Origin of the sequence: Streptomyces griseofuscus (assembly GCF_014673495.1) — a bacterium.
Lineage (GTDB): Bacteria > Actinomycetota > Actinomycetes > Streptomycetales > Streptomycetaceae > Streptomyces > Streptomyces murinus.
Genome location: NZ_CP051006.1, coordinates 5,575,655 through 5,600,644 on the forward strand (window position 1 = coordinate 5,575,655; position 24,990 = coordinate 5,600,644).

The following is a 24,990-nucleotide window of genomic DNA, read 5'->3' on the forward strand; positions in this document are numbered from 1 at the left end:
CCCCACCAATCCCATCCGACCCGTCATTCCCGTGGGGTCCATGGGCCCCGGCAACCCCATCGATCGCATCGCGGGGCCGAGGGTCGTCGACATCGGGAAGCAGGGGGAGGGCGCCCGAGGGGACCAGGCGGGAGCGGGGGACGGCGGCGCGGACGGAGACGGTACGACGGCCACCGCCGCGCCCGCCGCGGAGGACCGGGGCGAGGGAGGTACGCCGATGCCGGACGCGGACGGGGTCGTGGAGGACGAGGCACGGAAGGGCGGCGGGGACGGGGAGAAAGCGGCCCCGGGCGTGCGGGGAGAGGCAAGCGGCCCCGGTGCGCCGGAAAGTGCGCCCGGCGGCTCCCATCGCGCCGCCGCGCGCGCCCCTCGTACCCCAGGCACCGACAGCGCCCCGGCCGCCCCCGCCAGATCGCCGGAGCCTTCCGGCAGCCCGGCCCCCTCCGGTTCCTGGGACGACGGGCTCATCGCCCGCCGTATCACCGACGCCTCGGCCGCCGCCGCGCTCGCCGCCCCCCTGGAGCCGGTCCCGGCCCGTCGCGCGGCCGCCCGTACCGTCGTACCGCTCGCCTACGAAGGCCCGCTCCGCTCCCGCCTCGACGCCCTGCGGGAGCTCGTCGGGCTCTCCCGGGCGCGGCTGGACAGCCAGACCCTCGCCGAGGCGGGCCGGGTGCTGGACGAGGCGGCGGACCGGCGCAAGCTGTCCGGGCGGCACACGGTCGTCGCGATCGCGGGTGCCACCGGCAGCGGCAAGTCGCAGCTGTTCAACTCCCTCGCAGGGGTGGCCATCTCGGAGACCGGGGTACGACGCCCGACCACCTCCTCGCCGATCGCGTGCAGCTGGAGCGACGGCGCCGCGGGACTCATCGACCGGCTCGGCATCCCGGGCCGGCTGCGCCGCCGTCCGCTGAACAACCCCGAATCGGAGGAGCAGTTGCGCGGGCTGGTCCTGATCGACCTGCCCGACCACGACTCCGCGGCCGTGCAGCACCGGGAGCAGGTCGACCGGATCCTGAAGCTGGTGGACGCGGTGATCTGGGTGGTCGATCCGGAGAAGTACGCCGACGCCGTGCTGCACGAGCGCTATCTGCGGCCCATGGCCGGGCACGCCGAGGTCATGTTCGTCGTGCTCAACCAGGTCGACCGGCTGCCCGGCGAGGCCGCCGACCAGGTCCTGGACGATCTGCGGCGGCTGCTGGACGAGGACGGTGTGGCGCTCGGGGAGCACGGGGAGCCCGGCGCCATCGTGCTCGCGCTGTCCGCGCTCACCGGCGAGGGCGTCGGTGAACTGCGCGAGTCGCTCGGCGAGTTCGTGGCCGAGCGGGGCGCGGCGGCCCGCCGGGTCGCCGCCGATGTGGACGCCGCCGCGGCCGGGCTGCGGCCCGTCTACGCCGCCGGGCGCTGGGCCGGCCTCAGCGAGGAGGCGCGCGAGGATTTCGCCGCGCGGCTCGCCGACGCGGTGGGCGCCACCGCGGCGGGCGAGGCCGCCGAACGCGCCTGGCTGCGCAACGCCAACCGGGCCTGCGGCACGCCCTGGCTACGGCTGTGGCGCTGGTACCAGAAGCGCGGTACGGCGGCGACCGGCCGCCATCAGACGGGCGCCCAGGCCGACGAGGAGGCGACGGCACGCCAGCGCGTGGAACAGGCGGTCCGTACGGTGGCCGACCGGGCCTCGGCCGGGCTGCCGGTGCCCTGGGCGCAGGCGGTGCGCGAGGCGGCCGTACGCGGTGCGCAGGGGCTGCCGGAGGCGCTGGACGAGCTGGCGGAGCGGGCCGGGGGCCCCTCCGGGCGGCCGCCGCGTCCCGGCTGGTGGCCGGTGGCGGTGCTGGTCCAGGCGGCGATGACGCTGCTCCAGATCGCGGGCGGGCTGTGGCTGGTCGGGCAGATCGCCGGGGTGATGGCGCCCAATCTGGGGGTTCCGGTGCTGTTGATGGTGTGCGGGATCGTCGGCGGGCCGCTGGTGGAGTGGGGCTGCCGGATGGCCGCGCGAGGGCCCGCGAGGCGGTACGGCCAGGACGCGGAACGGCGATTGCGCGAGTCGGCCGCGAGCTGTGGACGGGCGCGGGTGCTGGATCCGGTGGCGTCGGAGCTGCTGCGGTACGGAGAGGTGCGGGAGCAGTACGGGAGGGTGGTGCGGGCGGAGGCCGGGGTGGGGTGAGCTCGGGGCCGTACGGTCCGCCGGCGGTGGTGTGCCGGTGGTGGTCACTCGTGCGGGTGGCGGAGTTTTCCACAGGTGCGGGGGCCGTCCACAGGGCTCAGCGGGCTCGGCCCGGCGGAGGCAGTCTGAGGTCGTGGCAGACGCCACCGTACGGGACGGGCCCGTACGTACGTCCGCCCGCCCGGCCGAGTGCGCCGGGCGGGGGAGGGGAGCGCGAAGATGCACGAGACCGTGGTCTGTGTGGTGGGCAATGTGGCGACCGCGCCGGTGTACCGAGAGCTGGCGGCGGGGCCGTCGCTGCGGTTCCGGCTCGCGGCGACCGCGCGTTACTGGGACCGGGAGAAGAGCACCTGGACGGACGGGCACACCAACTTCTTCACGGTGTGGGCCAACCGCCAGCTCGCCGCCAACGCGATGGCGTCGGTGGAGGTGGGGCAGCCGCTGGTCGTGCAGGGCTGGCTGAAGGTGCGCACCGACGGGCGCGACGGGCAGCAGCAGTGGGCGTCGGCGGACATCGACGCCACCGCGATCGGCCATGACCTCTCGCGGGGTACGGCGGTCTTCCGTCGCGCGGGCAAACCGGAACCCCCTGCCGGGGCCGCCCGGCCCGAGCCCGACTGGGCGACTCCGAGCCCGCCGGACACAGGTGAGGACACCGCCGCCCAACAGGCCTCGGAACCAGCCACAGTGACGTGAAGTCAGCTGTTCGCCCGGGTGGATTTATCGATATCCACTGTTCAAGGGCGGTCCGGCGATAACGATTCCGGATCGGAAACGCCATCGGATCATCCGACCGGCCAGAGAGGCACAGCCCGAGTCCATAGGATGCCGGGCGTGCCCCTCGGGGCCGCCGATTCTGCTGGTGGGACCCGTCCCCCACGTCCAACGGGTCCTGCTCGAAGGGGAATTCTGTGCTTGCTGCGCTCTCTGGTTTCCGCCGGTCCACCACCGTGGCCCGCCTGGCCGCCACCGCCACGGTGTCCGGGCTCGTGGCGGCCGGCGTGCTGTCCGGCGCGGGTACGGCCGCGGCCGATGTGGCCCCGCAGACCGAGGGCGGGGCGAGCGCCGCCCTGGACGGCCTGAAGATCTTCGGCGAGGCCGTGGTCCATGAGGCCGGCGGCGACCAGCGGGTGTCGGCGGGCCTGTTCGAGATGTCCGTGGACGGCGGCGGCACCCTACAGACGTACGGCGTCGATCTGCACAGCCCGGTCCAGCGCGACGCCCGCTACCAGGAGACGTCCTGGAGCGGTACCTCGCTGGGCACCAACCGGGATGCGGGCAAGATCGACTGGATCGTGCAGCACTCCTACCCCCAGGTCAACGACCTCGCCGCGCTCGCCCACCGGGCCGGCGTGGGAAGCCTCACCGAGCAGGACGCGGCGACCGGCACCCAGGTGGCCATCTGGCGGTACTCGGACCACGCCAAGGTCGACGCGGTGGCCCCGGGCGCCGAGAAGCTGGCCGACTACCTCCAGCGCAGCGCCCGCGCCGGCGGCGAGCCGGGAGCCTCGCTGACCCTGGACCCGGCCGCGGTCTCCGGCCGCCCCGGGAGCGTGGTCGGACCGGTGACCGTGCACACCAACGCGGGCGCGGTCGCGGTGATACCGCCCGCGGACGCGGCGACCAGCGGGGTGCGGATCACCGACAAGACCGGCAAGGCCATCACCACGGCGAAGAACGGCAGCCGGATCTACTTCGACATCCCCGCGGACGCGGCGGACGGCTCCGCCCAGCTGAGCGTGCAGGCGTCGACGACGGTCCCGGTGGGGCGCGCCCTCGCCTCCGACAGCCGCGGCCAGACCCAGATCCTGGCCGGCTCCAGCGAGTCCGCGGTCTCCGCGAGCGCGACGGCCGACTGGGCCGCGCAGGGCGCGATACCGGCGGTGTCGGCGCGCAAGGACTGCGCCAGGGGCACGGTGGACATCACGGCCGTCGACAAGGGCGACCAGCCCTTCACCTTCAGCCTGATGGGCACCGAGCACACCGTCCCGGCCGGCGCCACGCGCACCGTCCCGGTCTCCCTCCAGGAGGACCAGGGCTACGACTTCACGATCACCGGCCCGAACGGCTTCACCCGCCGCTTCACCGGCGTCCTGGACTGCAAGATCCAGGGCACGATCGTCTCCAAGGCCGCAGCCCAGACCGTCGGCGAACCGACCCCGCTCACCACCCCCACCCCGGACGACGCCGACCTCGCCGCGACCGGCGGCTCGGCCGTCACCCCTGTGATCGCCGGCGCCGCGATAGGCCTGGTCGTCATCGGCGGCGCGGTCCTGGTCCTGCTGCGCAAGCGGGAACAGCCGGGCGAGTGACCTCGCCGATGGGCGGACGGATCAGCGGTCCGCCCACCGGGCGCCTCGCGCCACGTGCCTGACGAGCGTGGACACGAGGGCGGTGGCGAACAGGCTCCCGTGCAGGACCAGGGCCACCCCGATCACGAAGAGCCCGGTGGAGTCGTCGGACCAGTCGCACCAGGCGGCGACGGTCATCCCGGCCGTCGTCCCGGCCACCGCTGCCACGGCATGCCGCCGGAACGCCGCCCAGCAGACCACCACCAGCAGACTCAGCACCAGCCCGGCCACCTGCCACACCTCGTACGGCCCGCTCTCCGTACCCCCCAGCCAACCGGCCCACAGCCCCGCCGCGACGACCCCCATCCCGAGCATCCACACCGACTGCCCGGCCGACTTCTTCCACCACACTCCTCGACGCATACCCGAAGCGTCACCCCCAGCCCCCGCCCACGCGCAGCGCGCGCGTACTCACCGCGCCCCCGTACTCCTACTCACCCGCCCCTTCCATGAAGTCCCGGGGGCAATCGGCCCTACGAACGCGTGGCGAACTTCCCGCGCGCGACCATGAGGGCAATCCATCCGGACGCCATCACGAGCGCGGCCACCACGGTCAACCGAGCACTGAACTGGACACCGAAAACTGCCAAGGAGACCCCCAGCATCACCATGGCGGCGGCGGCCGACTCGGCCCGAAGCCGGGGAGCGGAATGCCCGTTCGCCGACGGCTTGATGGGCTGACGGCTGAGAAGCCCCAGGTCAGCGCCCCGGACCGTAACGAGTTTCCGCACAGGGGTGGCCGTACGGCAAGATGGGGTGTATCTGCCCACTGCCAGATTTCAAGCTGCCGGACGGTTTCTCTTGGCTGAGTTCATTTACACCATGCGCAAGGCGCGCAAAGCGCACGGCGACAAGGTGATCCTCGACGACGTCACCCTGAACTTCCTGCCGGGTGCCAAGATCGGCGTCGTCGGTCCGAACGGTGCCGGTAAGTCGACCGTGCTGAAGATCATGGCGGGGTTGGAGCAGCCGTCCAACGGTGACGCGTACCTGTCGCCCGGCTACACCGTCGGCATCCTGCTCCAGGAGCCCCCGCTCGACGAGGACAAGACGGTCCTGGAGAACGTCCAGGACGGCGTCCGCGAGGTCAAGGGCAAGCTCGACCGGTTCAACGAGATCGCCGAGCAGATGGCGACCGACTACTCGGACGCGCTGCTGGAGGAGATGGGCAAGCTCCAGGAGGAGCTGGACCACGCCAACGCCTGGGACCTCGACGCCCAGCTGGAGCAGGCCATGGACGCGCTCGGGTGCCCCCCGGGCGACTGGCCGGTCGTCAACCTCTCCGGTGGTGAGAAGCGCCGCGTCGCGCTCTGCAAGCTGCTTCTGGAGCAGCCCGACCTGCTGCTCCTCGACGAGCCCACCAACCACCTCGACGCCGAGTCGGTGAACTGGCTGGAGCAGCACCTGGCCAAGTACCCGGGCACCGTCGTCGCCGTCACCCACGACCGGTACTTCCTGGACAACGTCGCCGGCTGGATCTGCGAGGTCGACCGCGGCCGTCTGCACGGCTACGAGGGCAACTACTCCAAGTACCTGGAAACCAAGGCCGCCCGACTCAAGGTCGAGGGCCAGAAGGACGCCAAGCGGCAGAAGCGCCTCAAGGAGGAGCTGGACTGGGTGCGGTCCAACGCCAAGGGGCGTCAGGCCAAGTCCAAGGCCCGCCTCGCCCGGTACGAGGAGATGGCCGCCGAGGCCGACAAGATGCGGAAGCTGGACTTCGAGGAGATCCAGATCCCGCCGGGCCCGCGCCTGGGCAACGTCGTGGTCGAGGTCGAGCAGCTGAACAAGGCCTTCGGCGAGAAGATCCTGGTCGACGACCTGTCCTTCACGCTGCCGCGCAACGGCATCGTCGGCGTCATCGGCCCGAACGGCGCCGGCAAGACCACGCTCTTCAAGATGATCCAGGGTCTGGAGACCCCCGACTCCGGCACCATCAAGGTCGGCGACACCGTCAAGGTCTCCTACGTCGACCAGGGCCGCGCCAACATCGACCCGAAGAAGACGCTGTGGGAGGTCGTCTCCGACGGGCTCGACTACATCAACGTCGGCCAGGTCGAGATGCCCAGCCGCGCCTACGTCTCCGCCTTCGGCTTCAAGGGCCCCGACCAGCAGAAGCCGGCCGGCATCCTGTCCGGCGGTGAGCGCAACCGCCTCAACCTCGCGCTCACCCTGAAGCAGGGCGGCAACCTGCTGCTCCTCGACGAGCCCACCAACGACCTCGACGTCGAGACCCTCTCCAGCCTGGAGAACGCGCTCCTGGAGTTCCCCGGCTGCGCCGTCGTCGTCTCCCACGACCGCTGGTTCCTCGACCGGGTCGCCACCCACATCCTCGCCTACGAGGGCGACTCCAAGTGGTTCTGGTTCGAGGGCAACTTCGAGTCGTACGAGAAGAACAAGGTCGAGCGCCTCGGCGCGGACGCCGCGCGTCCGCACCGGGCGACCTACAAGAAGCTGACGCGGGGCTGATCGGTCTTGCGCCACATCTACGCGTGCCCGCTGCGCTGGTCCGACATGGACGCCTACGGCCATGTCAACAACGCGGTCTTCGTCCGCTACCTGGAGGAAGCCCGGATCAACTTCCTGTTCCGACCGGACAAGGAGTTCCAGCAGGGCTCCGTGGTGGCGCGCCACGAGATCGACTACAAGCGCCAGCTCGTCCACCGGCACCACCCGGTGGACATCGAGCTGTGGATCACCGAGATCCGGGCCGCGTCCTTCACCATCGCCTACGAGGTGAAGGACGCGGACGTGGTCTATGTGCGGGCCTCGACCGTCGTCGTACCGTTCGACTTCGAGGCACAGCGGCCGCGCCGGATCACCTCCGAGGAGCGCGAGTTCCTCCAGGAGTACCTGGAGAAGGCCGGCGCCGAAGAGGGCGAGGCCGTCGCGGCATGACGGTGCTGCACCTCGTGGACGAGACGGAGACGGCGGACCTCGCCGCCTTCCTCGCCCGGCTGCTCCACTACGACCGCGGTGCCGCGGTACGCCTCCAGGCGGCCGGCACCGCGCTCGCCGTCTTCGGCCGGCCGCCGTCCTTCGAGGTGCTCGCGGTACGCGCGGTACGGCTCGCGAAGCCGTACGAGGACGGTCTCCGTGTCTCCCTCGACAGCACCGTCTCCGCGGGCGAACTGCTGGAGTCGGTGTCCGAGCGGGCGGCCACCGCGGCCGTGCCGGGCGCGGTCACCGGGCCGCCGTGGGCCGGTGTGCTGCCGCCGCGGGGCGGCTGGCGGACCGAGCCGGGGCTGCCGGCACCGGACGCGCTGCGGGCGACGGTCGCCGCGGCGGTCGGTGAATTCCGGGCGCGCAGCGAGGAGTTGGCGCCCGAGCGACGCAACCGGGCGGAGCTGGACCGGATCGGGCGGGACATCTGGTCCCGCGAGATCGGGCACACCCGGCTGCCCGTGCGCGCCGTGCACGCGGCACAGTCCCTGGGCTTCCTGCGCCCGGGCACCGAGGCGGCCGACACCGGCCTGCTGTCCTCGGGCGCGTGGCTGCGGCTGCGCACGCCGTACGGCTCGATCGCGGTACGGCGGGCCGGGGCGCTCGGCTCCCTTGGGGCGCTGGGCGTCAGCGTCGGCCGCTGAACCGCCGCCGGTCCAACAGGGGGCTCAGTCCGCGGTGTTGACCATCGAGGCGGCGGCGTACGTCAGGTAGTTCCACAGCGTCCGCTCGTGCTCCTCGGACAGGCCCAGGTCGTCCACGGCCGCCCGCATGTGCCGCAGCCAGGCGTCGTGCGCCGCCCGGTCCACCGCGAAGGGCGCGTGCCGCATCCGCAGCCGGGGATGGCCGCGGCGCTCGCTGTAGGTGGAGGGGCCGCCCCAGTACTGCATCAGGAACAGCCTCAGCCGCTCCTCCGCCGGGCCCAGGTCCTCCTCCGGGTACATCGCCCGCAGCTCGGGATCCTCGGCGACCCCCTCGTAGAAACGGTGGACGAGCCGGCGGAAGGTGTCCTCCCCGCCGACCTGCTCGTAGAAGGTCTGCTCCTGAAGCGTGCCGCGCCGAATCTCATTCACCCGTCCATGGTCTCAGACGGGACGGCCCACGACTCAGGTCCTAGGACCAGTGAGAAGATCGGGGGTTCTAGGGTGGTCGTATGGGTGCCTACGACACCGGGGAACTCGCCGCCGCGGCGCGGGCCGGGATGGTGCGGGAGATCGCGGCGGAGGGCGCCTTCGCGGCGGACCCCGGATGGCGGGAGCCGTTCGCGCGGGTGCCCCGGCATCTGTTCGTGCCGTACTACTTCGTCGCCGGTCCGCGCGGCTACGAGCGGCGCTGGGGCGAGAGCCCCGACCCCCGGGCCCGGGAGCGCTGGGTGCGCGGCGCCTACGCGGACGAGCCGCTGGCCACCCGGCTGCGCGACGGCGAGCTGCTCTCCTCCAGCAGCCAGCCCTCCCTGATGGCCCGGATGCTGGCCGCGCTGCGCGTCGAGGACGGCGACCGGGTCCTGGAGGTGGGCGCGGGCACCGGATACAACGCGGCCCTGCTGGCCGAGCGGCTCGGCGACGACGATCTGGTCACCAGCGTGGAGCTGGAGCCGGAGATCACCGAGTCGGCGCGGGCGCATCTGGCCGCGGCCGGGTACCGCCCGACGGTCGTCACCGGGGACGGGGCGCGCGGGGTGCCCGGACGCGCCCCCTTCGACCGGATCATCGCGACCTGCGCGCTGCCCACGGTGCCGCGCGCCTGGCTCGCGCAGTGCCGCCCCGGCGCGCGCGTCCTGCTGCCGCTGGCGACCGGACTGCTCGCGCTCACCGTGCGGGACGCGGAGCACGCCGAGGGCCGCTTCCTCGACACGGCAGCCTATTTCGTGCCGCTGCGCGGACAGGGCCGTGCCGAACCCGAGGGCGTCCGCTGCGCGGGGCTGCCGCACAGGGCCCGTGAGCAGGACACCTTCCGCTTCCTGCTGGCGCTGAGCCGGGGCGCGCTCGATCCGCAGGAGGCGTACACGCTGTGGGAGCGCGAGGAGGAACCGGAGCGCGAACGGTACGGCGTCACGCTCGCCGGCGCGCACGGCTGGGCCTGGCTGGACGACCCGGAGGGGCCGTACGCCTGGCCCCTCCCGTGACCGCCTTGCCGCCGGGCTCGGGGTCTGACTAACCCCGGCGGACCGTGATCGTCGTCCAGGCGCCCACGTGCACCCGGTCGCCGTCGCGCAGCGGAACCGGCACGAACGGCTGGATCGGCTCCTCCGACATGTTGACCGTGGTGCCGTTGGTCGAGTTCTGGTCGACCACCGCCCAGCTGCCGTCCGGCTGCTGCACCAGCATCGCGTGCTGGTGCGAGACGCCCGGGTCCTCCGGCGGCACGGCCAGGTCGATGTCCGGGGTGTCGCCGGTGGAGTGCCGGCGGCGGCCGATCGTCACCTGGTCGCCGGTGAGAGTGCGCTGCTGCTCGGGGGAGTACGCGGGCAGGTTCAGGCCCGTGGCCTCGGGGCCGGAGCGGTGCATCATCGCCATGAAGTACTCGCGGTCCGGGCCGATGGTCGCGGTCCAGGTGGACTGACCCGCGGCGTCCGGGAAGCCCGGACCCGCGGGGGCCTTCTGGAAGCCGGGGTGCGCGGGGGCCTGGGTGCCACCGGGCTGGGGGTAGCCGTAGCCGCCGCCCTGGCCGGGGCCCGAGGGGTTGGCGGACGACGGCGGGGAGATCACCCAGTCGTCGTCACCGCCGCCGAAGGAGGGACCGCCGGAGCCGGGGCCACCGGAGCCCGGTCCGCCACCGGGACCACCGAAGGGGCCGCCCTGCGGACCGCCGGCCGGGGGACGCCCGGTCTCCTGCGGGAACGCCGGGGGCGCGGGCGGGCCACCGGCCGCCGACGGGAACGCCTGCGAAGCGCCGCCGGGACCCTGACCGGGACCACCAGGACCTTGACCGGGACCACCAGGACCCTGACCGGGACCGGCAGGGCCGCCCTGGCCGCCGGGGCCCGTGGGCCGGGAGGGGTCGCCGAAGGGGCCCTGGCCGGGGCCGCTTCCGAAGGGCGAGGGGCCGCCGCCCTGACCACCGGGGCCCGTGCCGGGGCCGCGGTCGCCGCCGAAGCTCGGGGGCGGGGGCGGGGACTGAGGGTTGCCGGGCTGGGGGTAGCCGTAGCCGCCCTCGCCCTGACCGCCGGGACCCTGACCGGGACCGGAGGGGCCACCGGCCGGACCGCCTGTGCCGGGACCCTGGCCCGGGGCGTTGCCGAAGGGCGAGGGGCGACCGGCCGGAGCGCGGTCACCGCCGAAGCTCGGGGGCGGCGGAGGGGACTGGGTGCCACCGGGCTGGGGGTAGCCGTAGCCGCCACCCTGGCCCTGGCCACCGGGACCTTGCCCACCGGGACCCTGACCCGGGCCGGAAGGGGCGCCGGGGCCCGTGCCGGGGCCGCGGTCACCGCCGAAGCTCGGGGGCGGGGACTGGGTGCCACCGGGCTGGGGGTAGCCGTAGCCGCCACCCTGGCCCTGGCCACCGGGACCTTGCCCACCGGGACCCTGACCCGGGCCGGAAGGGGCGCCGGGTGCGCCCTGGCCCGGGATCCGCCCGAAGGCGGGCGGGGCCGGGGGACCGGGGGAGGTCGGCGGGCTCGGCGGGGTGCGGTCGAACGGGGTCGGGCCCGAGGGCTCGCTGCCGAACGACGGGATCGGCTCGGCCGGACGGTTCACCTGCGAGGGCCGGGAGCCCTGGTACTCGAACCCGTCACCGCCGCCGAACGGCGTGTTCGGCGACTGGAAGTGCGGGCCGCCCGTGGGGCGCGGGGCCGCCGGGGTGTACGAGGTCGCGGTGTTGGTCAGGAAGTTCCACCGGCACTCCTCGCAGAAGGGCGCGCCGCCCTCGCGGGGCGTACGGCACTGCGGGCACAGCTCGGCCTCGCCGGTGGCGGCCGGCGGGCGGGCGCCCTGCCGGCCGGCCCCGGGGGGCGGGAAGCCGTAACCGCCGGGCGGCGGGGGCGGCGGAGGCGGAGGTACGGCACCGGCCATGCGGTGACCGCAGACCTCGCACCAGTCGTCGGAACCCGACTGGTGTCCGTTCGGGCAGGTCGGCATGTCGGTGCTTCCCCTTCTTCCTCTAAGGGTCCGGCTGGATCGCTAGGGTCGCTTCCAGGTCACTTCTTTACACGAACAGTCTTTGTGGACCGGGTCTCCAGAGTCATCTCATCGGCCTGAGCGACCCTCGTCTTCAACCGCACAGTACCTGTCGCGGCGTCGACCACGTCCACCACCTTCGAAAGCAGTTTCGCAGTATCCGCGTTCCCCGAGGCGCTCGCCAACTGAACGGCCCGTCCCAGTTTGGCCGTTGCTCCATCGAAATCGCCCACTTTGCGCAGATCGAGGCCCTGTTTGATGACTTGTGCCAGTTCGGCCTGACCTGTGTAGTGGGCGACCTGAGGGCTGATCGCGGTGGAGGCCGTCATGTCGTCGGTCCATACGGCCCGCACCAGGCCCTGCGCGCCGAGGTTCTGTGCCGAGCCGTCCGGCTGCGGAACCACCAACGACACCCGCGCGGCCAGCATTTCGCGGCCGAGGCCGGCCGGTGGGACCTCCACGCACAGGTGGTAGTCGCGGGACTCGTCGCCCCAGGACCCGGTCGGATAGTCCCCGGCGCGCGGCCCGGCCTCGGTGCGGCGGGCGGTCAAGTCCTCGACGGCGGGGGCGACTTGCTTGACATAGCGGAGGGTGGTGCCGACCGGCGTCCACACCCGCAGGGCGACGTCGGCGACCTCTTTGCCCATCGCCGTCTCCATCATCCGGGTGAAGTCGGCGGCGAGACCCGCCGGATCGGCGACGATGTCGGCGGTGCCGAGGAGCGCCGAGGCGATCCCTGTGACTTCTTTCACTTCCCAGTCGGTGCCCACGCCCCGCGCGTCACAGGTGAACCGCCCGGCGCAGGCGTCGAGGGCGGCGCGCAGATCCTCCGGCGACTCGTGCTCATTGCGCCCGTCGGTGAGCAGGATGCCGTGCCGCAGGGCGACGTCCGCCGAGGACAGCAGCCGGTCGGCGAGGCGCAGCCAGGTGCCGATGGCCGTACCGCCGCCCGAGGCGAGCCGTCGCAGCGCCTGCTTGGCCCGGTGCCGGGTGGTGGGGCTCGCGACGGCCAGGCCCCCGTCGCCCGGGTAGACCTCGGTGGCCACATGGGTGCCGGCGATGACCGCGAAGTGGGTGCCGTCGCGCAGGGTGTCGACGGCGGCGGCCGTGGCGTCCCGGGCGTTGCGCATCTTCGTCGGCGGATAGTCCATGGAGCCCGAGCAGTCGACCATGATCGCCACGGCGGCGGAGGGCCGCCCGTCCGAGGCGGCGGGGCTCAGGCCCCCGCCCAGCGTGCCGCCCCCCGTCGCCGTCACCGTGACGATGGCGTTGACCTCGCGGCCGCCCTCGGGCAGGTACTCATTCTGGTACACGTCCACCGAGAACCGTGGCACGCTCGGCTTCGCGAAATTGGCCATACGAACTCAAATCCCCCTCCACCGGCTCGCTCACGCGCGGCGGTGCTGTGTACGGGCCGGTCCCCTCCGGCCCGTGGCCCCCGTGGCCTCAGGCCGATCCTGCCCCCTGCGGTGGTGCGGGGAACGGCAGCACGGCCACTGTTACGTTGTCGTGCCCCCCGCCGTCCAGGGCGTGGCCGACCAGGACACGGGCGCTGTGCAGCGGCCGGGCGGCGGCGTCCGCCGGGATCGTCTCGGCCATCTCCCGCGCCGTCTCGGCGTAGTTCCACAGCCCGTCGGTGCACACCACCACCACACCGGGCCGGTCCGGCTTGAACGACGCGGTGTGCGGGTCCAGTTCATAGGCGTCCGCGCCGAGCCAGCCGGTGATCGCGTGGGCGCGCTCGTCGGCGTACGCCTCGGCCTCGCTCATCAGTCCGGCGGCGACCATCTGCGCGGCCCAGGAGTCGTCCTCGGTCAGCCGGGCGGGCGGCGCGTCGCGGTCGTCCGGCACCCAGTAGGCGCGGCTGTCGCCGACCCAGCCGACCACCAGGAGTCCGGCGGCGACCACGGCGGAGACGAGGGTGCAGGCCGGGGCGTTCTGGTGCGGGTCGTGCTCGCGGGCCGCGTCCGGCTCCCCGGCCAGCGCGTTGACGGCCTGGGCGGCGGCGACGATCGCCTCGTGCATGGCCGCCTGCGGATGCGTACCGCGCGGCAGGGCGGCGAGCAGGACGTCACCGGCCGCACGCGCGGCGGCGGCCGACGCCTCGTCGGGGCGGGTCGCCGAGGAGACGCCGTCGCAGACGACGGCGAGCGTGGCGGGGCCGCCGTCGGGCAGCGCGGTGTGGCCGAGGGCGAAGGAGTCCTCGTTGCGGTGGTGGCGCAGTCCGCGGTCGCTGACGGCGGCCACCGGGCCCGACTCCCGCTCCATGTGGTCGCGTTCGCGGGGCTGGGCGTGCCCGCAGTTCTCGCAGTAGCCGTCGCTGTCCACGCGGCCGGCGCGGCAGGCGACACAGGTGGTGGCGGGCTGCGCGTGCTCCTCGGGCCGCTGTTCAGGGTCGGGGGTCTCGCCTGCGGCGCGGGGGTCGGGGGCCTGCAAGGGGTACTCCTCGGGTTCCGCCGGCCGGTCGAGGCGGACGCCGGACGCGGGCGCTCCCGCGGGCGCCCCCGGAGTGCCGGGGTGCAGCGGGTGGCCGCCCGAGTCGGTGCCGGGCAGATCGGTCGGCAGATGCGTCTTGGGGGAGATGGAGTCGGAGCCCGGGGGCTCGGGGGCGGGCCACTCCACGCCGGCCCTGGGCGCCGGGACACCGGAGTCCCGGGGGCCGGTCATGGCCGGCGTGGCGTGGTCCCGGGGCGGGGCGGGCAGCACCGAGAGGTCATGACCGCACGCACCACAGAAGAGGTCGTCCGGTTCGACGGGTTCCGCGCAGCTCGGGCACGTGGCCGGGGCTGCCTGCTGGGGCATCTGGGACATCAACTACACCCACGTCCGGGGGCGGTAACGGTTGGCCCGTTCCACCAGTTCGTTCCTCTCCTGGCCGCCGGGGGCCAGCCGGGCCAGCGTGCGGTAGGCGCGCTCCAGGCCGAAGCGCAGGCCCCGCTCGTCCAGTCCGCTGCCCAGCAGCACCCGCCCGCCAAAAGCCGTCCGGGCGGTGTTCCGGTCCCCGGAGAGTATCCAGTCCAGCGCACAGCCGAGCACTTCCGCCGACAGCACCTCGCGCCGCGCCGGGTCGAGCCCGTACGCCTGGAGCGCCTCGACCTGCCCGGCGGCGGCGGTCAGATCCTCCAGGAACGGTACGTCACCCGCGGCCGCGGTGCGCCCTCTGAGCCGGGCGCGGACGGCGGCGACCCGGGCGGCCGTGTAGTGGATGGACGACTCCGGCACCGACTCCAGTGTGCGCACCGCGCCCTGCCGGTCCCCGGCGGCGAGCCGCACCCGGGCGAGCCCGAACGCCGCGCTCACATAACTGGGATCGGTCGTCCACACCAGGTGGTAGTAGTCGGCCGCGTTGTCCAGCTGGCCCAGCACCTCGGCGCAGGCGCCGAGCGCCAGCTTGGGCGCGGCCTCGCCGGGAAAGGCGTCGTAGATCGCGTCGAAGGCGAGCGCGGCGCCCTCGAAGTCGCCGGTGACCAGCGCGGCCAGGCCCCGGTACCAGACCACCCGCCAGTCCTCGGGCCGCTCCTCGTCCAGCGCGGCCAGAGCGGTCCCCGCACCGTGGTGGTCCGCGGTCTCCAGCCGCGAGCGCACCTGCCGCAGCCGGGTCTCCACGCTCTGCGCGGGCGCCGCCGCCAGCGCCCCGAGCAGCTCACCGGGCGCGGACCCCACGAGACCCGCCAGCAGACCGGCGTTGGGGTCGCTCGGGTCGACCAGGGGCACGGGCAGCGCGAGGGCGGCGGCGGGGAAGTCGAGCGGCTTGACCAGGACGGCCGGCGCCGGGGCCGGTGCGGGGGCGGCGCTGCCGCGCTTGCGCCCCGGGATCTCCCGCGCTCCGAGCCGCGACACGTCTGCGTGCAGCCGGGGGAACAACTCCGGGTCGGTGACCCGCACTTCGGGCCCGAACAGGGTCGACAGGGCCGGCCGTGCCTGGCCGCTCTGGAGGGCCACGACCTCCCGCAGCACCCCCGTCAGCTGCTCCGCCATCTCCTGCGCGGAGCCGAAGCGGCGGGCCGGGTCGGGGTCGGTGGCGCGGACCAGGAGGCGGTAGAAGGACTCGTAGCGGCGGAAGACCTCGACGGTCTCGGGGTCCGGCAGCGAGTCGGCGTAGACGTTGGTGTAGCCCTGGAAGTCGAAGGTGAGCACGGCGAGGGTGCGGCCCACGGTGTACAGGTCGCTCGCCACCGAGGGGCCCACGTCGGCGACCTCGGGGGCCTGGTAGCCGACGGTGCCGTAGATCGCGGACTCGTCGTCGTCCATGCGGCGCACCGCGCCCATGTCGATCAGCTTGAGCTGGTCCTCGGTCTGGATGGCGTTGTCGACCTTGAAGTCGCAGTACAGCAGGTTCCGGCTGTGCAGATGGCCGAGTGCCTCCAGCGCCTCGATGCCGTACGCGCACGCCTGCTCCACCGGCAGCGGATCGCGTCTGCCGTCAAGCGTGCGGCGGGCGTTGGCGATCTCCTTGAGGGACTTGCCGCCGACGTACTCCATGACGATGTAGCCGTCGAGGGAGCCGGTGCGCTGGTCCAGGTGCTCCACGAAGTTGTAGATCCGCACGATGTTGGCGTGCTCGATCTCCGCGAGGAAGCGCCGCTCGGAGATCGCGGCGGCCATCGCGTCCTGGTCCCCGGTGTCCAGCAGGCCCTTGAGCACCACCCAGCGGTCCGAGACGGCACGGTCCACGGCGAGATAGACCCAGCCAAGGCCGCCGTGCGCGAGACAGCCCGCGACCTCGTACTGGCCGTGCACGATGTCCCCGGCCTTCAGCTTGGGCACGAAGGAGTACGGGTGGCCGCACTTGGTGCAGAACCCCTCGGTACGGCCCGGCCGTTCGCCCCGGGCCCGGCCCACCGGCGCCCCGCAGTCCGAGCGGGAGCAGAACCGTTTGCGTTCGGGCACCTCGGGGTTGTCCAGGACCATGGTGTGCGGGTCGGGCCGCGGCACCTGCGGCACATCCACCAGGCCCGCGCCCAGCCGGCCGCGCCCCGAGGATCCCGAGGACGAGCCGGAGCTGCGCACCGACACCGAGCGGGCGGTGGCGGCGCCGCCGGACAGGGACCGCGACAGGCGCCCCGACACCGAGCGCCGCGACCTGGACGACTGCGAGGACGTGCGCGCGCTGCGGGCACTGCCAAAACCCCGGCTCCCGGCGGCGCCCCGGGTGACCCCGGTGGGCGGCGAGCCGACCATCCCGGTCGCCGACACCACCGGCGCCAGACCGCAGGTGTCGCAGTACAGCTCGCCGCCGCCGACGTCCTCGTACGACCCCTCGCAGCCCGGCCGCTGACAGGCCCGCCCGGCCCCGCTCATCACTGGTCCCCCTTACGGTCCTCGGGCGCGCCGTCCAGCAGTTCGGCCGCCGCCCGCTGATAGCGCCGCACCGCGCCCTCGGCCACCCGCAGATCGCAGGGCGCGCTCCACAGCATCCGCCGGGCGGCGTCGTACCGCTCCACCAGGAACGGGTCCTCGGCCAGGCCGTGCCGGGCGACCTTCGCCTTGTAGGCGTCGAGCCGGCCGCGCAGTTCGGCGCGGACCGCGAGCGGCGCGGTGACCGCGGTCAACTGCTCGCGGGCACGCAGCAGTTCGTCCTCGGCCCGCTGTTCGAGGGACTCCAGCAGCGGGGACAGCCGGTGCCACTGGGCGCCCCGCCGGTACTCGGCCGCCGTCGCCAGCTGCTCCTGGAGCACGGTCGGCGGGCCGCTGACCACCGGCACCTCGGTGGCGGCGATCTTCGCCAGCACCTCGCCGCGCGCCGTGCGGGCCTCGGCGAGGGTGCGGTCCGCACGCGAGAGGACGTCCCGGAGCCGGATCAGCCGGGCCTCCGCGTCCTGGCGCACGGTCAGCACCGCGTCGATCTCCCGGCGCACGTCCTCCAGGGCGCGCGCCTCGCGGTCGTACACCGTGGTGTCCGGGCGGCCGCCGCCGGGCGCCGAACTGCCCCGGGCGGGCACCCAGAAGGCGAGCGGGTCGCGGATCACGTCCTCGCGCAGCCGGGTCAGGGTGCGGGTGATCCGCTCCAGGTCGTCCCCGGCCGGGTGCTCGCCGGGGCGCACGCCGACGGAGTGCGCGAGCTGCCGGGTGCGCTGGAGCTCGGCGGCGAGCAGATCGATCCGCGCGGGCAGCGCCGACCAGACCGCGTCGGCGGTGACGACCAGGTCCAGGCTGCTCGCGTACATCTCGTTCATCCGGTCCACGAGCTCGGCCAGCGAGAAGCTCTCGCTGAGCCGGCCGGTTTCGGGCGCGGCGACCGCGACGGAGGTGCCGCGCAGCAGCTCGGTCAGCTCGGCCAGGTCCTCCCGGCTGGACCAGCGGCGCCGGGCGCGGATCTCGCGGGCGCCGCGCAGCGCGGCCGTATAGGCGTCGAAGTACGACCACAGCAGGGTGATCCGGTCCTCCGTGGCCTGCCAGCGCTCCTGGGTGACGCCGGACAGTTCGGCGCCCTCCAGGAGTCTGCGGCCCGCGTGGTCCTGGAGGGCGAGCAGCGAGGTCTCGATGGCCTCGTGCTCCTGGCCGAGCCGCGCCAGCGCACGGTCCACCTCGTCCCGGTCCATCACCGGCCCGGCGGGGTCCGTGACGCCCATCGATCACCTCTCGCTTGCTGTGTGTTCCGGTCGGCCGTGGTTCAACTGGTGCGCAGATACCGCGGTGCGGGCGGCTTGGACGCCGAGGAGTCCTTTCCCAGTGTGGCCGACAGCCATGTGTCGTACGACGCCTGCCAGCCACTGGCGCGGTAGGCGACCAGGACCCGGTTGACCCGGCGCACCAGATCGGAGGCGTCCTTCTTCATCGCCACTCCGTAGTACTCGGTCGTGAAGGGCGCGCCCTTGAGCTCCACGGCCGGATCCTGTGCGGCCTGGCTCGCGGCGAGGGCGCCGTCGGTGACCACCGCGTCCACCTCGCCGAGCTGGAGCCGCACCAGGCAGTCCAGCTGGTTGGGCACGGTGGTGGAGATGTCGGTGGAGGCGGGCAGCGTCCCGGCCTTCTTGTCCGCGTCCAGCTTCGCGTACCCGGTCGAACCGGCGGCCGTGCACACCCTCTTGTGCGCCAGCGTGTCGTTGTACCCGGTGATCGTCGACGACTTGGGCGCGAGGACCTGCTGGCCGGTCTTGAAGTACGGCGCCGAGAACGCGACTTGCCCGAGCCGCTCGCAGGTGATCGTCATCGTACGGACGACCATGTCCACCCGGCCGTCCTGGATCGCCGGGATGCGCTGGTTGGTCGGTATCGCCTTGAACTGGACCGCGTCCGGGTCGCCGAGGATGTCCTGGGCGATCCGGTGCACCAGGTCGATGTCGAAGCCCTCCAGCTGGGCGCCCTCGGTGTTGGGGTTGCGATAGCCCCAGCGGTAGCTGTTCTGGTCGACGCCGACGATCAGCTTGCGCCGGGCGCCCTCGCGGGCCTTGATGGCGTCGATGGTCGCCCCGTCCGCGCCGGACGGGGCGAGGGTCTGCTTCTGCGCCTCGGAGTCCTGGCAGGACCCGGCGCGCACCTGGCTGCCCTCGGCGAGCTGCTGCCCGGCCCGGTCCGGGGCGGCGTGGTGGTGGTGCGCGATCTGTGTGCACGGCAGCAGCAGGACGAAGGCCAGCGCCAGGGCGCACAGGACCGCCATCGTGCCGACCCCGCCCCAGCCGCGCAGCCGGCTCGCGTCCATCGCCCCGCCCCTTCTCACCGGTACTCCGAAAGCCTGCGGCCGATCCCGGCGAGGGCGCCCGCCGCGCCGAGCACCGCGAGGGCGGCGGCGCCGACGGGCAGCCCGGTCATGGCGTCCCGCCCGCTCGTGGCGGCCCGCTGGAACTCGGCCTGCTCATGACCTATCGCGCGGGCGAGGTCGCTGTCGACACCGTCGAAGCATTCGCCGGTGGTGCCCTTGGCGCCGATCACCTTGTCCAGCGCCTGCTGGTAGTCGCCGTTCTCGTCCTCGGCGCGGGCCGCGCTGTGGCGCTGCTTCCACAGCGCGGTGCCGGCCTCGGCGGACTTCACGGGCGCGGTGCCGCCGGAGTCGTCGGCGAGCCGCTCCGCCCGGGCGAGGCCCTTGCCGAGCACGGTCATGTCCTTGTCGAAGTCGTAGTAGTACGTGTCGTACTGCTCGCCGCCGACCGTGACGGTCTCGGCGCCGCGCGCCACCAGGCTCAGATTCTCGTTGCCCCGCGCCTTCAGGGAGGCGATGCGGGCGTCGTGCAGGACGGTCAGGGAGCGGATGCCGTGGTCGTAGGAGCCGGTCAGCTCGGAGCGCGCGACGGTGTGTCCCACGGTGAGCCACAGCAGGGCGACGGCGGTGGCGCAGCCGGCGCCGACCAGGCCGTGGTTGAGGACGCGGTTGGTGCGCAGGTAGTCCCGGCGCTGGGCCCAGCCGAGCCCGGCCAGGGTGAGCACACCGAGCGCGATGGCCGCCCAGGGGTACGGCGTCGCGTCCCCGTAGTCGGCGTCCAGGCGCGCGTTCTCCTTGGTGTAGAGGTCCTCCGCGGCCGGGAGCATCTCCGACTGCATCTTCTCGTTCGCGTACCGCAGATACGCGCCGCCGACCGGGTAGCCCTGGCGGTTGTAGGTGCGGGCCCGCTCGATGAGGCCCTTGTACTCGGGCAGCAGCCGGTTCAGCCGGGCGATGGTGGCCTCGGAGGCGGATCCCGGCTCCGCGTTGGCGGCGGCCGTGACCAGGCCGGAGGCGGCCGCGCTGATGTCCTTCTCGTACCGGTCGCGGGTCGACGCGGGTTCCTGGCCGCCCGCCAGGAAGCCGCTGGAGGCGGCGGTGTTGGCGTCCGCCAGCGAGCGGTAGATGTCGGCGGCGCCGGAGCTGAGCGGCTGGCTGCGGTGCAGCACATCGTCCGCGGCGGCCGCGCGCTCGCTGCTCTGCCAGGCGGTGACCGCGCCGAACGTCACGACCAGCAGGGCGAGTACGGCACCGATGAGGCGCAGCCGGCCCGGCTCGGTGGTCGCCGCGGCCCGCAGCTTCTCGGCGCCCTCGGCGAAGGCGGTCCGCCGGGGGCGCGGCGCCCGGGGCGGCTGCGGCGCGTGGGACGGGTGCGGTGCGTGGCCCGGCGCCGGAGCGGGCCGGCCGGGCTGGGCGGGGATGCCGGGGGCGGCGGGCACGGCGGAGCCCGCGATGGGTGGTGCTGCGCTCTGCGGCGGGTGTGTCACTCGACCTCCCCCATGGTCATCCGTACGCAGCCAAGTATCGCCGCACGGACCGACATTCCGCACCGGCCTTCACTGGATCTTGCGCGGATCCCAGTGTGCGCTGCCCCTATACACGCCGGGAGCAGGTGTTCGGTTCCTCGGGCCGGGGCGTGGCCCATGCCCTGACCTGCCCCGAGGAAACCGTTTCTCCACAGGGGCGTTCAGGGCGGATTCACGGCGCTTCCCAGTACCTCCGCGCCCGCTCCTGCGCCCCCGCCGCCGCCCCGAGCCGGTCCAGTCCGAGGAGGACGGCGCCGAGCACCGGACGCGCGTTGACGACATGCACGGCGGCCTTGGGGGCGCGGGCCGCGAGCCGGGCGCGGATGCCGTCGTCCAGCCGGTCGTGCCCGGCCGTCAGCACGCTCCCGCCGAGCAGCACCGGCACCTGTTCGTCCAGCAGCTCAAGGCGGGTCAGCGCGACCGTGGCCAGCACCGTCACCTCGTCCGCGAGCCGGTCCACGATCGCCCGCGCCACCGGGTCGCCGCCGTCCGCCGTGGCGAACAGCACCGGGGCCAGCTCGCCCCGCCGCTCCGGCGCCAGATGCTCCAGGTGCAGCGCCTCGATCAGCGCGTACATGGAGGACAGCCCGAAGTGGGCGGGCAGGGTGCGCGCGAGCGCCGTCGCCTCGCCCCGGCCGTCCTCGGCCCGCGCCGCGAACCACAGCGCCTCCTCCGCGAGGCCCCAGCCGCCGCCCCAGTCGCCGGAGATCCGGCCGATCGCCGGGAAGCGCGCGGTACGGCCGTCGGGCCGCATCCCCACGCAGTTGATGCCCGCCCCGCAGACCACCGCCACGCCCCGGGGCTCGGCGACGCCCGCGCGCAGGATCGCGAAGGTGTCGTTGCGCACCTCCACCGCCCCGCCCCATCCGCGCTCGTGCAGCGCGGCCGCCAACTGCTCCTCCTCCACCGGCAGATCGGCGTTGGCCAGGCACGCGGAGACACGGGTGGCACGGTCCAGGCCCGCGTCCGCCAGCGCGCGGCGCACCGGCTCGGCGAGCGCGTCGAAGGCCGCCGCGACGCCGACCGCGGGCGGCCGGAAGCCCCCGCCGCGCGCCGTGGCCAGCACCTCGCCCGCGGCACTGACCACGGCCACGTCGGTCTTGCTGTTGCCCGCGTCGATGGCGAGCACGCTCGCGGTGTCGGTCGAGGTCAGGCCCACGCGAGATGCTCCCGGTTGTGTGCGATCAGTCTGTCGGTCAGGGTCTCGGCGTACTCGTACTGGCCGATCAGCGGGTGCGCGAGCAGGGCGCGGAAGACCCGGTCCCGGCCACCGCGCAGCGCCGCCTCCAGGGCCAGCTCCTCGTACGCCGTCACGTTGGCGATCAGGCCCGCGTACAGCGGGTCCACCTCCGGCACCGGCAGCGGCGCGGGACCGGTCGGGCCGACCGCGGCCTGCACCTCGATCACCGCGTCGTCGGCGAGGAACGGCAGCGTGCCCTTGTTCAGCGTGTTCACCACCTGGTACGGGCTGCCCTCGCCGCGCAGCAGCGCCGCCGCCAGGTCCACCGCGGCCTCCGAGTAGTAGGCCCCGCCTCGCTCGGCGAGCAGCGCCGGCTTCTCGTCCAGGGCCGGATCGCCGTACATCTCCAGCAACTCCCGCTCCATCCGCGCCACTTCCTCGGCCCGCGAGGGCTTGGTGCGCAGCTCCCGTACGACCTCGTCGTGGGCGTAGAAGTAGCGCAGGTAGTACGAGGGGACGACACCGAGGCGGTCGAGGAGGGCGCGCGGCAGCCGCAGGTCGTCGGCGATGGCGTCGCCGTGCTCGGCGAGCAGCTTGGGCAGCACGTTCTCGCCCTCGGGCCCGCCGAGCCGTACGGCGGTCTCCCAGGTGAGGTGGTTGAGGCCCACGTGCGCGAGGTGCACGTCCTGCGGGGTCACTCCGAGGCGGTCGGCGAACTTGCGCTGGAGGCCGATCGCCACATTGCACAGCCCGACCGCGCGGTGCCCGGCGTGCAGCAGGGCGCGGGTGACGATGCCGACCGGGTTGGTGAAGTCGATGATCCAGGCGCGCGGATTGCCGCGCCGGACCCGCTCGGCGATGTCCAGCACGACCGGTACGGTGCGCAGCGCCTTGGCGAGGCCGCCCGCGCCGGTGGTCTCCTGGCCGACGCAGCCGCACTCCAGCGGCCAGGTCTCGTCCTGCCGCCGGGCCGCCTGGCCGCCGACGCGCAGCTGGAGCAGCACCGCGTCGGCGCCGTCGATGCCCGCGTCCAGGTCGGCGGTGGTCACGATCCGGCCGCCGTGCCCCTGCCTGGCGAAGATCCGCCGGGCCAACCCGCCCACCAGCTCCAGGCGTTCGGCGTCCGGGTCCACCAGGACCAGTTCCTCGACGGGCAGGATGTCCCTGAGCCGGGCGAAGCCGTCGACGAGTTCGGGGGTGTAGGTCGAGCCGCCGCCGACCACGGTGAGTTTCATACAGAGATCAACCCTTCACTCCGGTGAGCGTGACGCCTTCGACGAATGCCTTCTGGGCGAAGAAGAACACGAGGATCACGGGGGCCATGACCAGTACCGTCGCGGCCATGGTGAGGTTCCAGTCGGTGTGGTGCGCGCCCTTGAAGGACTCCAGGCCGTAACTCAGCGTCCAGGCACCGGGGTTCTCGGAGGCGTAGATCTGGGGGCCGAAGTAGTCGTTCCAGGCGTTGAAGAACTGGAAGAGGGCCACGGCGGCGATGCCGGGCTTGGCCATCGGCAGCACGACCCGGACGAGGGTGCGCAGTTCGCCGCAGCCGTCCACCCGGGCGGCGTCGACGTACTCGTTCGGGATCGTCATCAGGAACTGGCGCAGCAGGAAGATGGAGAACGCGTCGCCGAACGCCATCGGGATGATCAGCGGCCACAGCGTCCCGGACAGGCCCAGCTGTTTCGCCCAGAAGAGGTACATCGGGATGACGACGACCTGCGGGGGCAGCATCATCATCGAGATCACCAGCATCAGGGCCAGATTGCGGCCCGGGAAGCGGAACTTGGCGAGCGCGTACGCCACCGGGACCGAGGACACCACGGTCAGTGCGGTGCCGAGTCCCGCGTAGATCAGGGTGTTGCGCCACCAGGTGAGGAAGCCGGGTGTGTCGAAGACCTTGCGGTAGTTGCCCCACTCCCAGGTGCCCGGGATCAGGTCCCGGCTCAGTGCCTGGCTGTCGCTCATCAGCGAGGTCAGCAGCACGAACACGAAGGGCAGCACGAAGAAGAGCGCGGCGGCGACGCCGAGGGAGTGCACCGCGATCCACCGGAGCAGCTCCTTGCGGCGGGCGGTGCGTCGGGCGGGCGCGGACGAGGGCACCAACTCTGCTGGTGTGGCGAGTACTTGGGTCATGGTCAGTCACCTGCCTGGATCAGGCCGCCCCGGCGCCGCATCAGAAGCGCGGTGAATGCCATGGAGAGGGCGAAGAGTACGAGGGCGACGACGCACGCGGAGCCGTAGTCGAAGCGCTGGAAGCCGAGGTTGTAGACGAGCTGGGGCAGGGTGAGCGTGGACTTGTCCGGGTAGCCGGGCTCGAACTGGGCGCCCGCGCCCTGGATCACCCCGGAGGCCACCTTCCCCGCGACCAGCGGCTCCGTGTAGCACTGCATCGCCTGGATCACCCCGGTGACGACGGCGAACATCACGATGGGGGAGATGTTCGGCAGTGTCACGTACCGGAACCGCTGCCAGGCGGAGGCGCCGTCCAGCTCGGCCGCCTCGTACTGCTCCCTCGGTACGTCGAGCAGCGCGGCCATGAAGATCACCATCAGATCGCCGATGCCCCACAGCGCGAGCAGGGTCAGTGCCGGCTTGGACCAGTCCGGGTCGTCGAACCAGCCCGGCGCCGGGATCCCCGCCTTCTCCAGGAGTGAATTGACCGGCCCGGTACCGGGATTGAGCAGGAAGGCGAAGGCCATGGTGGCGGCGACCGGCGGGGCGAGGTAGGGCAGATAGAACAGGGTGCGGAAGACGCCGGTACCCGTCTTGATCTTCGTGATGAGCATCCCGATGCCGAGCCCGAAGGCCACGCGCAGGGTCACCATCACCACGACCAGCCACAGCGTGTTGCGCAGCGCGGGCCAGAACAGCGGGTAGTGCGTGAAGACGTACGTCCAGTTCTTCCCGCCGCTCCAGATGGGCGGCCGGAAGCCGTCGTAGTGCATGAAGGAGAAGTAGACCGTCGAGATCAGCGGGTACGCGAAGAACACCGCGAAGCCGATCAGCCACGGCGACAGGAAGGCGAGCGTGCGCAGCGCCGAGCGGCGGCGCTTGGCGGCCAGGGTGAGCGTGCCCATC

At 73.3% G+C, this 24,990-nt stretch carries 21 protein-coding genes; 8 read left to right on the top strand and 13 right to left on the bottom strand.

What is annotated here, in order from left to right:
* The first annotated feature begins 217 nt into the window (after positions 1–217).
* From HEP81_RS25305 to HEP81_RS25315, 3 genes are all read left to right on the top strand, one after another.
* Positions 218–2,158: a GTPase gene (locus HEP81_RS25305; RefSeq protein ID WP_421673959.1), complete on the top strand. Its 1,941-nt coding sequence runs from the start codon at positions 218–220 to the stop codon at positions 2,156–2,158.
* A gap of 219 nt (positions 2,159–2,377) precedes the next feature.
* A complete protein-coding gene (locus tag HEP81_RS25310; RefSeq protein WP_037651706.1) occupies positions 2,378–2,854 on the top strand; it encodes a single-stranded DNA-binding protein in 477 nt (158 codons plus the stop codon).
* Between the two features lie 215 nt (positions 2,855–3,069).
* Complete coding sequence (locus HEP81_RS25315) at positions 3,070–4,470, top strand: TQXA domain-containing protein (protein WP_421673938.1); 1,401 nt, start codon at positions 3,070–3,072, stop codon at positions 4,468–4,470.
* 21 nt (positions 4,471–4,491) lie between these two features.
* Here the strand turns inward: HEP81_RS25315 and HEP81_RS25320 are convergent, their stop codons facing one another.
* The gene (locus HEP81_RS25320; RefSeq protein WP_037651708.1) at positions 4,492–4,872 is read right to left on the bottom strand and encodes a hypothetical protein; all 381 of its coding nucleotides are present in this window, start codon (positions 4,870–4,872) and stop codon (positions 4,492–4,494) included.
* Positions 4,873–4,992: 120 nt separating this feature from the next.
* Here HEP81_RS25320 and HEP81_RS25325 point away from each other — a divergent pair, with 120 nt between their 5' ends.
* The 4 genes from HEP81_RS25325 to HEP81_RS25340 all read left to right on the top strand — a co-directional run bounded on the left by HEP81_RS25325 (position 4,993) and on the right by HEP81_RS25340 (position 8,093).
* Entirely contained in the window at positions 4,993–5,190 is a 198-nt protein-coding gene (locus HEP81_RS25325) for a hypothetical protein (RefSeq protein WP_157854320.1), read from the top strand.
* Between the two features lie 120 nt (positions 5,191–5,310).
* Positions 5,311–6,975, top strand: a complete 1,665-nt coding sequence (gene ettA, locus HEP81_RS25330) for an energy-dependent translational throttle protein EttA (RefSeq protein WP_037651712.1) — start codon at positions 5,311–5,313, stop codon at positions 6,973–6,975.
* 6 nt (positions 6,976–6,981) lie between these two features.
* Positions 6,982–7,404 (top strand): acyl-CoA thioesterase, encoded by a 423-nt coding sequence (locus HEP81_RS25335; protein WP_037651715.1) that lies wholly within the window; start codon positions 6,982–6,984, stop codon positions 7,402–7,404.
* On the top strand, positions 7,401–8,093 hold the full coding sequence (locus tag HEP81_RS25340; protein WP_037651716.1) for a DUF8185 domain-containing protein: 693 nt from the start codon (positions 7,401–7,403) through the stop codon (positions 8,091–8,093). Before HEP81_RS25335 ends, HEP81_RS25340 begins: the two co-directional genes overlap by 4 nt.
* Before the next feature lie 24 nt (positions 8,094–8,117).
* Here HEP81_RS25340 and HEP81_RS25345 read toward each other — a convergent pair whose 3' ends face one another.
* A complete protein-coding gene (locus tag HEP81_RS25345) occupies positions 8,118–8,522 on the bottom strand; it encodes a globin (protein ID WP_037651720.1) in 405 nt (134 codons plus the stop codon).
* Between the two features lie 80 nt (positions 8,523–8,602).
* Here HEP81_RS25345 and HEP81_RS25350 point away from each other — a divergent pair, with 80 nt between their 5' ends.
* Complete coding sequence (locus tag HEP81_RS25350; protein WP_037651722.1) at positions 8,603–9,574, top strand: methyltransferase domain-containing protein; 972 nt, start codon at positions 8,603–8,605, stop codon at positions 9,572–9,574.
* Between the two features lie 28 nt (positions 9,575–9,602).
* On the opposite strand, the gene HEP81_RS25355 is transcribed toward HEP81_RS25350, so the two are convergent.
* The 11 genes from HEP81_RS25355 to HEP81_RS25405 all read right to left on the bottom strand — a co-directional run bounded on the left by HEP81_RS25355 (position 9,603) and on the right by HEP81_RS25405 (position 24,989).
* A complete protein-coding gene (locus HEP81_RS25355) occupies positions 9,603–11,525 on the bottom strand; it encodes an FHA domain-containing protein (RefSeq protein WP_190276033.1) in 1,923 nt (640 codons plus the stop codon).
* A gap of 59 nt (positions 11,526–11,584) precedes the next feature.
* Positions 11,585–12,922, bottom strand: coding sequence for a vWA domain-containing protein (locus HEP81_RS25360; RefSeq protein ID WP_037651727.1), 1,338 nt, complete (start codon positions 12,920–12,922; stop codon positions 11,585–11,587).
* An 88-nt stretch (positions 12,923–13,010) separates the two neighbouring features.
* On the bottom strand, positions 13,011–14,375 hold the full coding sequence (locus HEP81_RS25365; RefSeq protein ID WP_037651729.1) for a PP2C family protein-serine/threonine phosphatase: 1,365 nt from the start codon (positions 14,373–14,375) through the stop codon (positions 13,011–13,013).
* Between the two features lie 3 nt (positions 14,376–14,378).
* The gene (locus tag HEP81_RS25370) at positions 14,379–16,865 is read right to left on the bottom strand and encodes a serine/threonine-protein kinase (protein WP_063755193.1); all 2,487 of its coding nucleotides are present in this window, start codon (positions 16,863–16,865) and stop codon (positions 14,379–14,381) included.
* Positions 16,865–18,136, bottom strand: coding sequence for a coiled-coil domain-containing protein (locus HEP81_RS25375; protein ID WP_037651734.1), 1,272 nt, complete (start codon positions 18,134–18,136; stop codon positions 16,865–16,867). The genes HEP81_RS25370 and HEP81_RS25375 overlap by 1 nt, the downstream gene beginning before the upstream one ends.
* A 41-nt stretch (positions 18,137–18,177) precedes the next feature.
* A complete protein-coding gene (locus HEP81_RS25380) occupies positions 18,178–19,206 on the bottom strand; it encodes a glutamate ABC transporter substrate-binding protein (protein WP_037651736.1) in 1,029 nt (342 codons plus the stop codon).
* 14 nt (positions 19,207–19,220) lie between these two features.
* On the bottom strand, positions 19,221–20,690 hold the full coding sequence (locus HEP81_RS25385) for a hypothetical protein (RefSeq protein ID WP_037651738.1): 1,470 nt from the start codon (positions 20,688–20,690) through the stop codon (positions 19,221–19,223).
* Between the two features lie 211 nt (positions 20,691–20,901).
* Complete coding sequence (locus HEP81_RS25390) at positions 20,902–21,888, bottom strand: N-acetylglucosamine kinase (protein ID WP_037651740.1); 987 nt, start codon at positions 21,886–21,888, stop codon at positions 20,902–20,904.
* Positions 21,879–23,144 (bottom strand): 6-phospho-beta-glucosidase, encoded by a 1,266-nt coding sequence (locus HEP81_RS25395; RefSeq protein ID WP_037651742.1) that lies wholly within the window; start codon positions 23,142–23,144, stop codon positions 21,879–21,881. The genes HEP81_RS25390 and HEP81_RS25395 overlap by 10 nt, the downstream gene beginning before the upstream one ends.
* A gap of 7 nt (positions 23,145–23,151) precedes the next feature.
* Positions 23,152–24,045 (bottom strand): carbohydrate ABC transporter permease, encoded by an 894-nt coding sequence (locus tag HEP81_RS25400; RefSeq protein ID WP_037651744.1) that lies wholly within the window; start codon positions 24,043–24,045, stop codon positions 23,152–23,154.
* Between the two features lie 2 nt (positions 24,046–24,047).
* Complete coding sequence (locus HEP81_RS25405; protein WP_037651746.1) at positions 24,048–24,989, bottom strand: carbohydrate ABC transporter permease; 942 nt, start codon at positions 24,987–24,989, stop codon at positions 24,048–24,050.
* Between the last annotated feature and the right edge of the window lies 1 nt (position 24,990).

Bases quoted from the DNA above. Each gene is read 5' to 3' on its own strand.
- HEP81_RS25395 (WP_037651742.1), bottom strand. From the start codon at position 23,144: ATGAAACTCACCGTGGTCGGCGGCGGCTCGACCTACACCCCCGAACTC.
- HEP81_RS25360 (WP_037651727.1), bottom strand. From the start codon at position 12,922: ATGGCCAATTTCGCGAAGCCGAGCGTGCCACGGTTCTCGGTGGACGTG.
- HEP81_RS25375 (WP_037651734.1), bottom strand. From the start codon at position 18,136: ATGGGCGTCACGGACCCCGCCGGGCCGGTGATGGACCGGGACGAGGTG.
- HEP81_RS25400 (WP_037651744.1), bottom strand. From the start codon at position 24,045: ATGACCCAAGTACTCGCCACACCAGCAGAGTTGGTGCCCTCGTCCGCG.
- HEP81_RS25355 (WP_190276033.1), bottom strand. From the start codon at position 11,525: ATGCCGACCTGCCCGAACGGACACCAGTCGGGTTCCGACGACTGGTGC.
- HEP81_RS25340 (WP_037651716.1), top strand. From the start codon at position 7,401: ATGACGGTGCTGCACCTCGTGGACGAGACGGAGACGGCGGACCTCGCC.
- HEP81_RS25380 (WP_037651736.1), bottom strand. From the start codon at position 19,206: ATGGACGCGAGCCGGCTGCGCGGCTGGGGCGGGGTCGGCACGATGGCG.
- HEP81_RS25305 (WP_421673959.1), top strand. From the start codon at position 218: ATGCCGGACGCGGACGGGGTCGTGGAGGACGAGGCACGGAAGGGCGGC.
- HEP81_RS25310 (WP_037651706.1), top strand. From the start codon at position 2,378: ATGCACGAGACCGTGGTCTGTGTGGTGGGCAATGTGGCGACCGCGCCG.
- HEP81_RS25320 (WP_037651708.1), bottom strand. From the start codon at position 4,872: ATGCGTCGAGGAGTGTGGTGGAAGAAGTCGGCCGGGCAGTCGGTGTGG.
- HEP81_RS25350 (WP_037651722.1), top strand. From the start codon at position 8,603: ATGGGTGCCTACGACACCGGGGAACTCGCCGCCGCGGCGCGGGCCGGG.
- HEP81_RS25365 (WP_037651729.1), bottom strand. From the start codon at position 14,375: ATGTCCCAGATGCCCCAGCAGGCAGCCCCGGCCACGTGCCCGAGCTGC.
- HEP81_RS25405 (WP_037651746.1), bottom strand. From the start codon at position 24,989: ATGGGCACGCTCACCCTGGCCGCCAAGCGCCGCCGCTCGGCGCTGCGC.
- HEP81_RS25370 (WP_063755193.1), bottom strand. From the start codon at position 16,865: ATGAGCGGGGCCGGGCGGGCCTGTCAGCGGCCGGGCTGCGAGGGGTCG.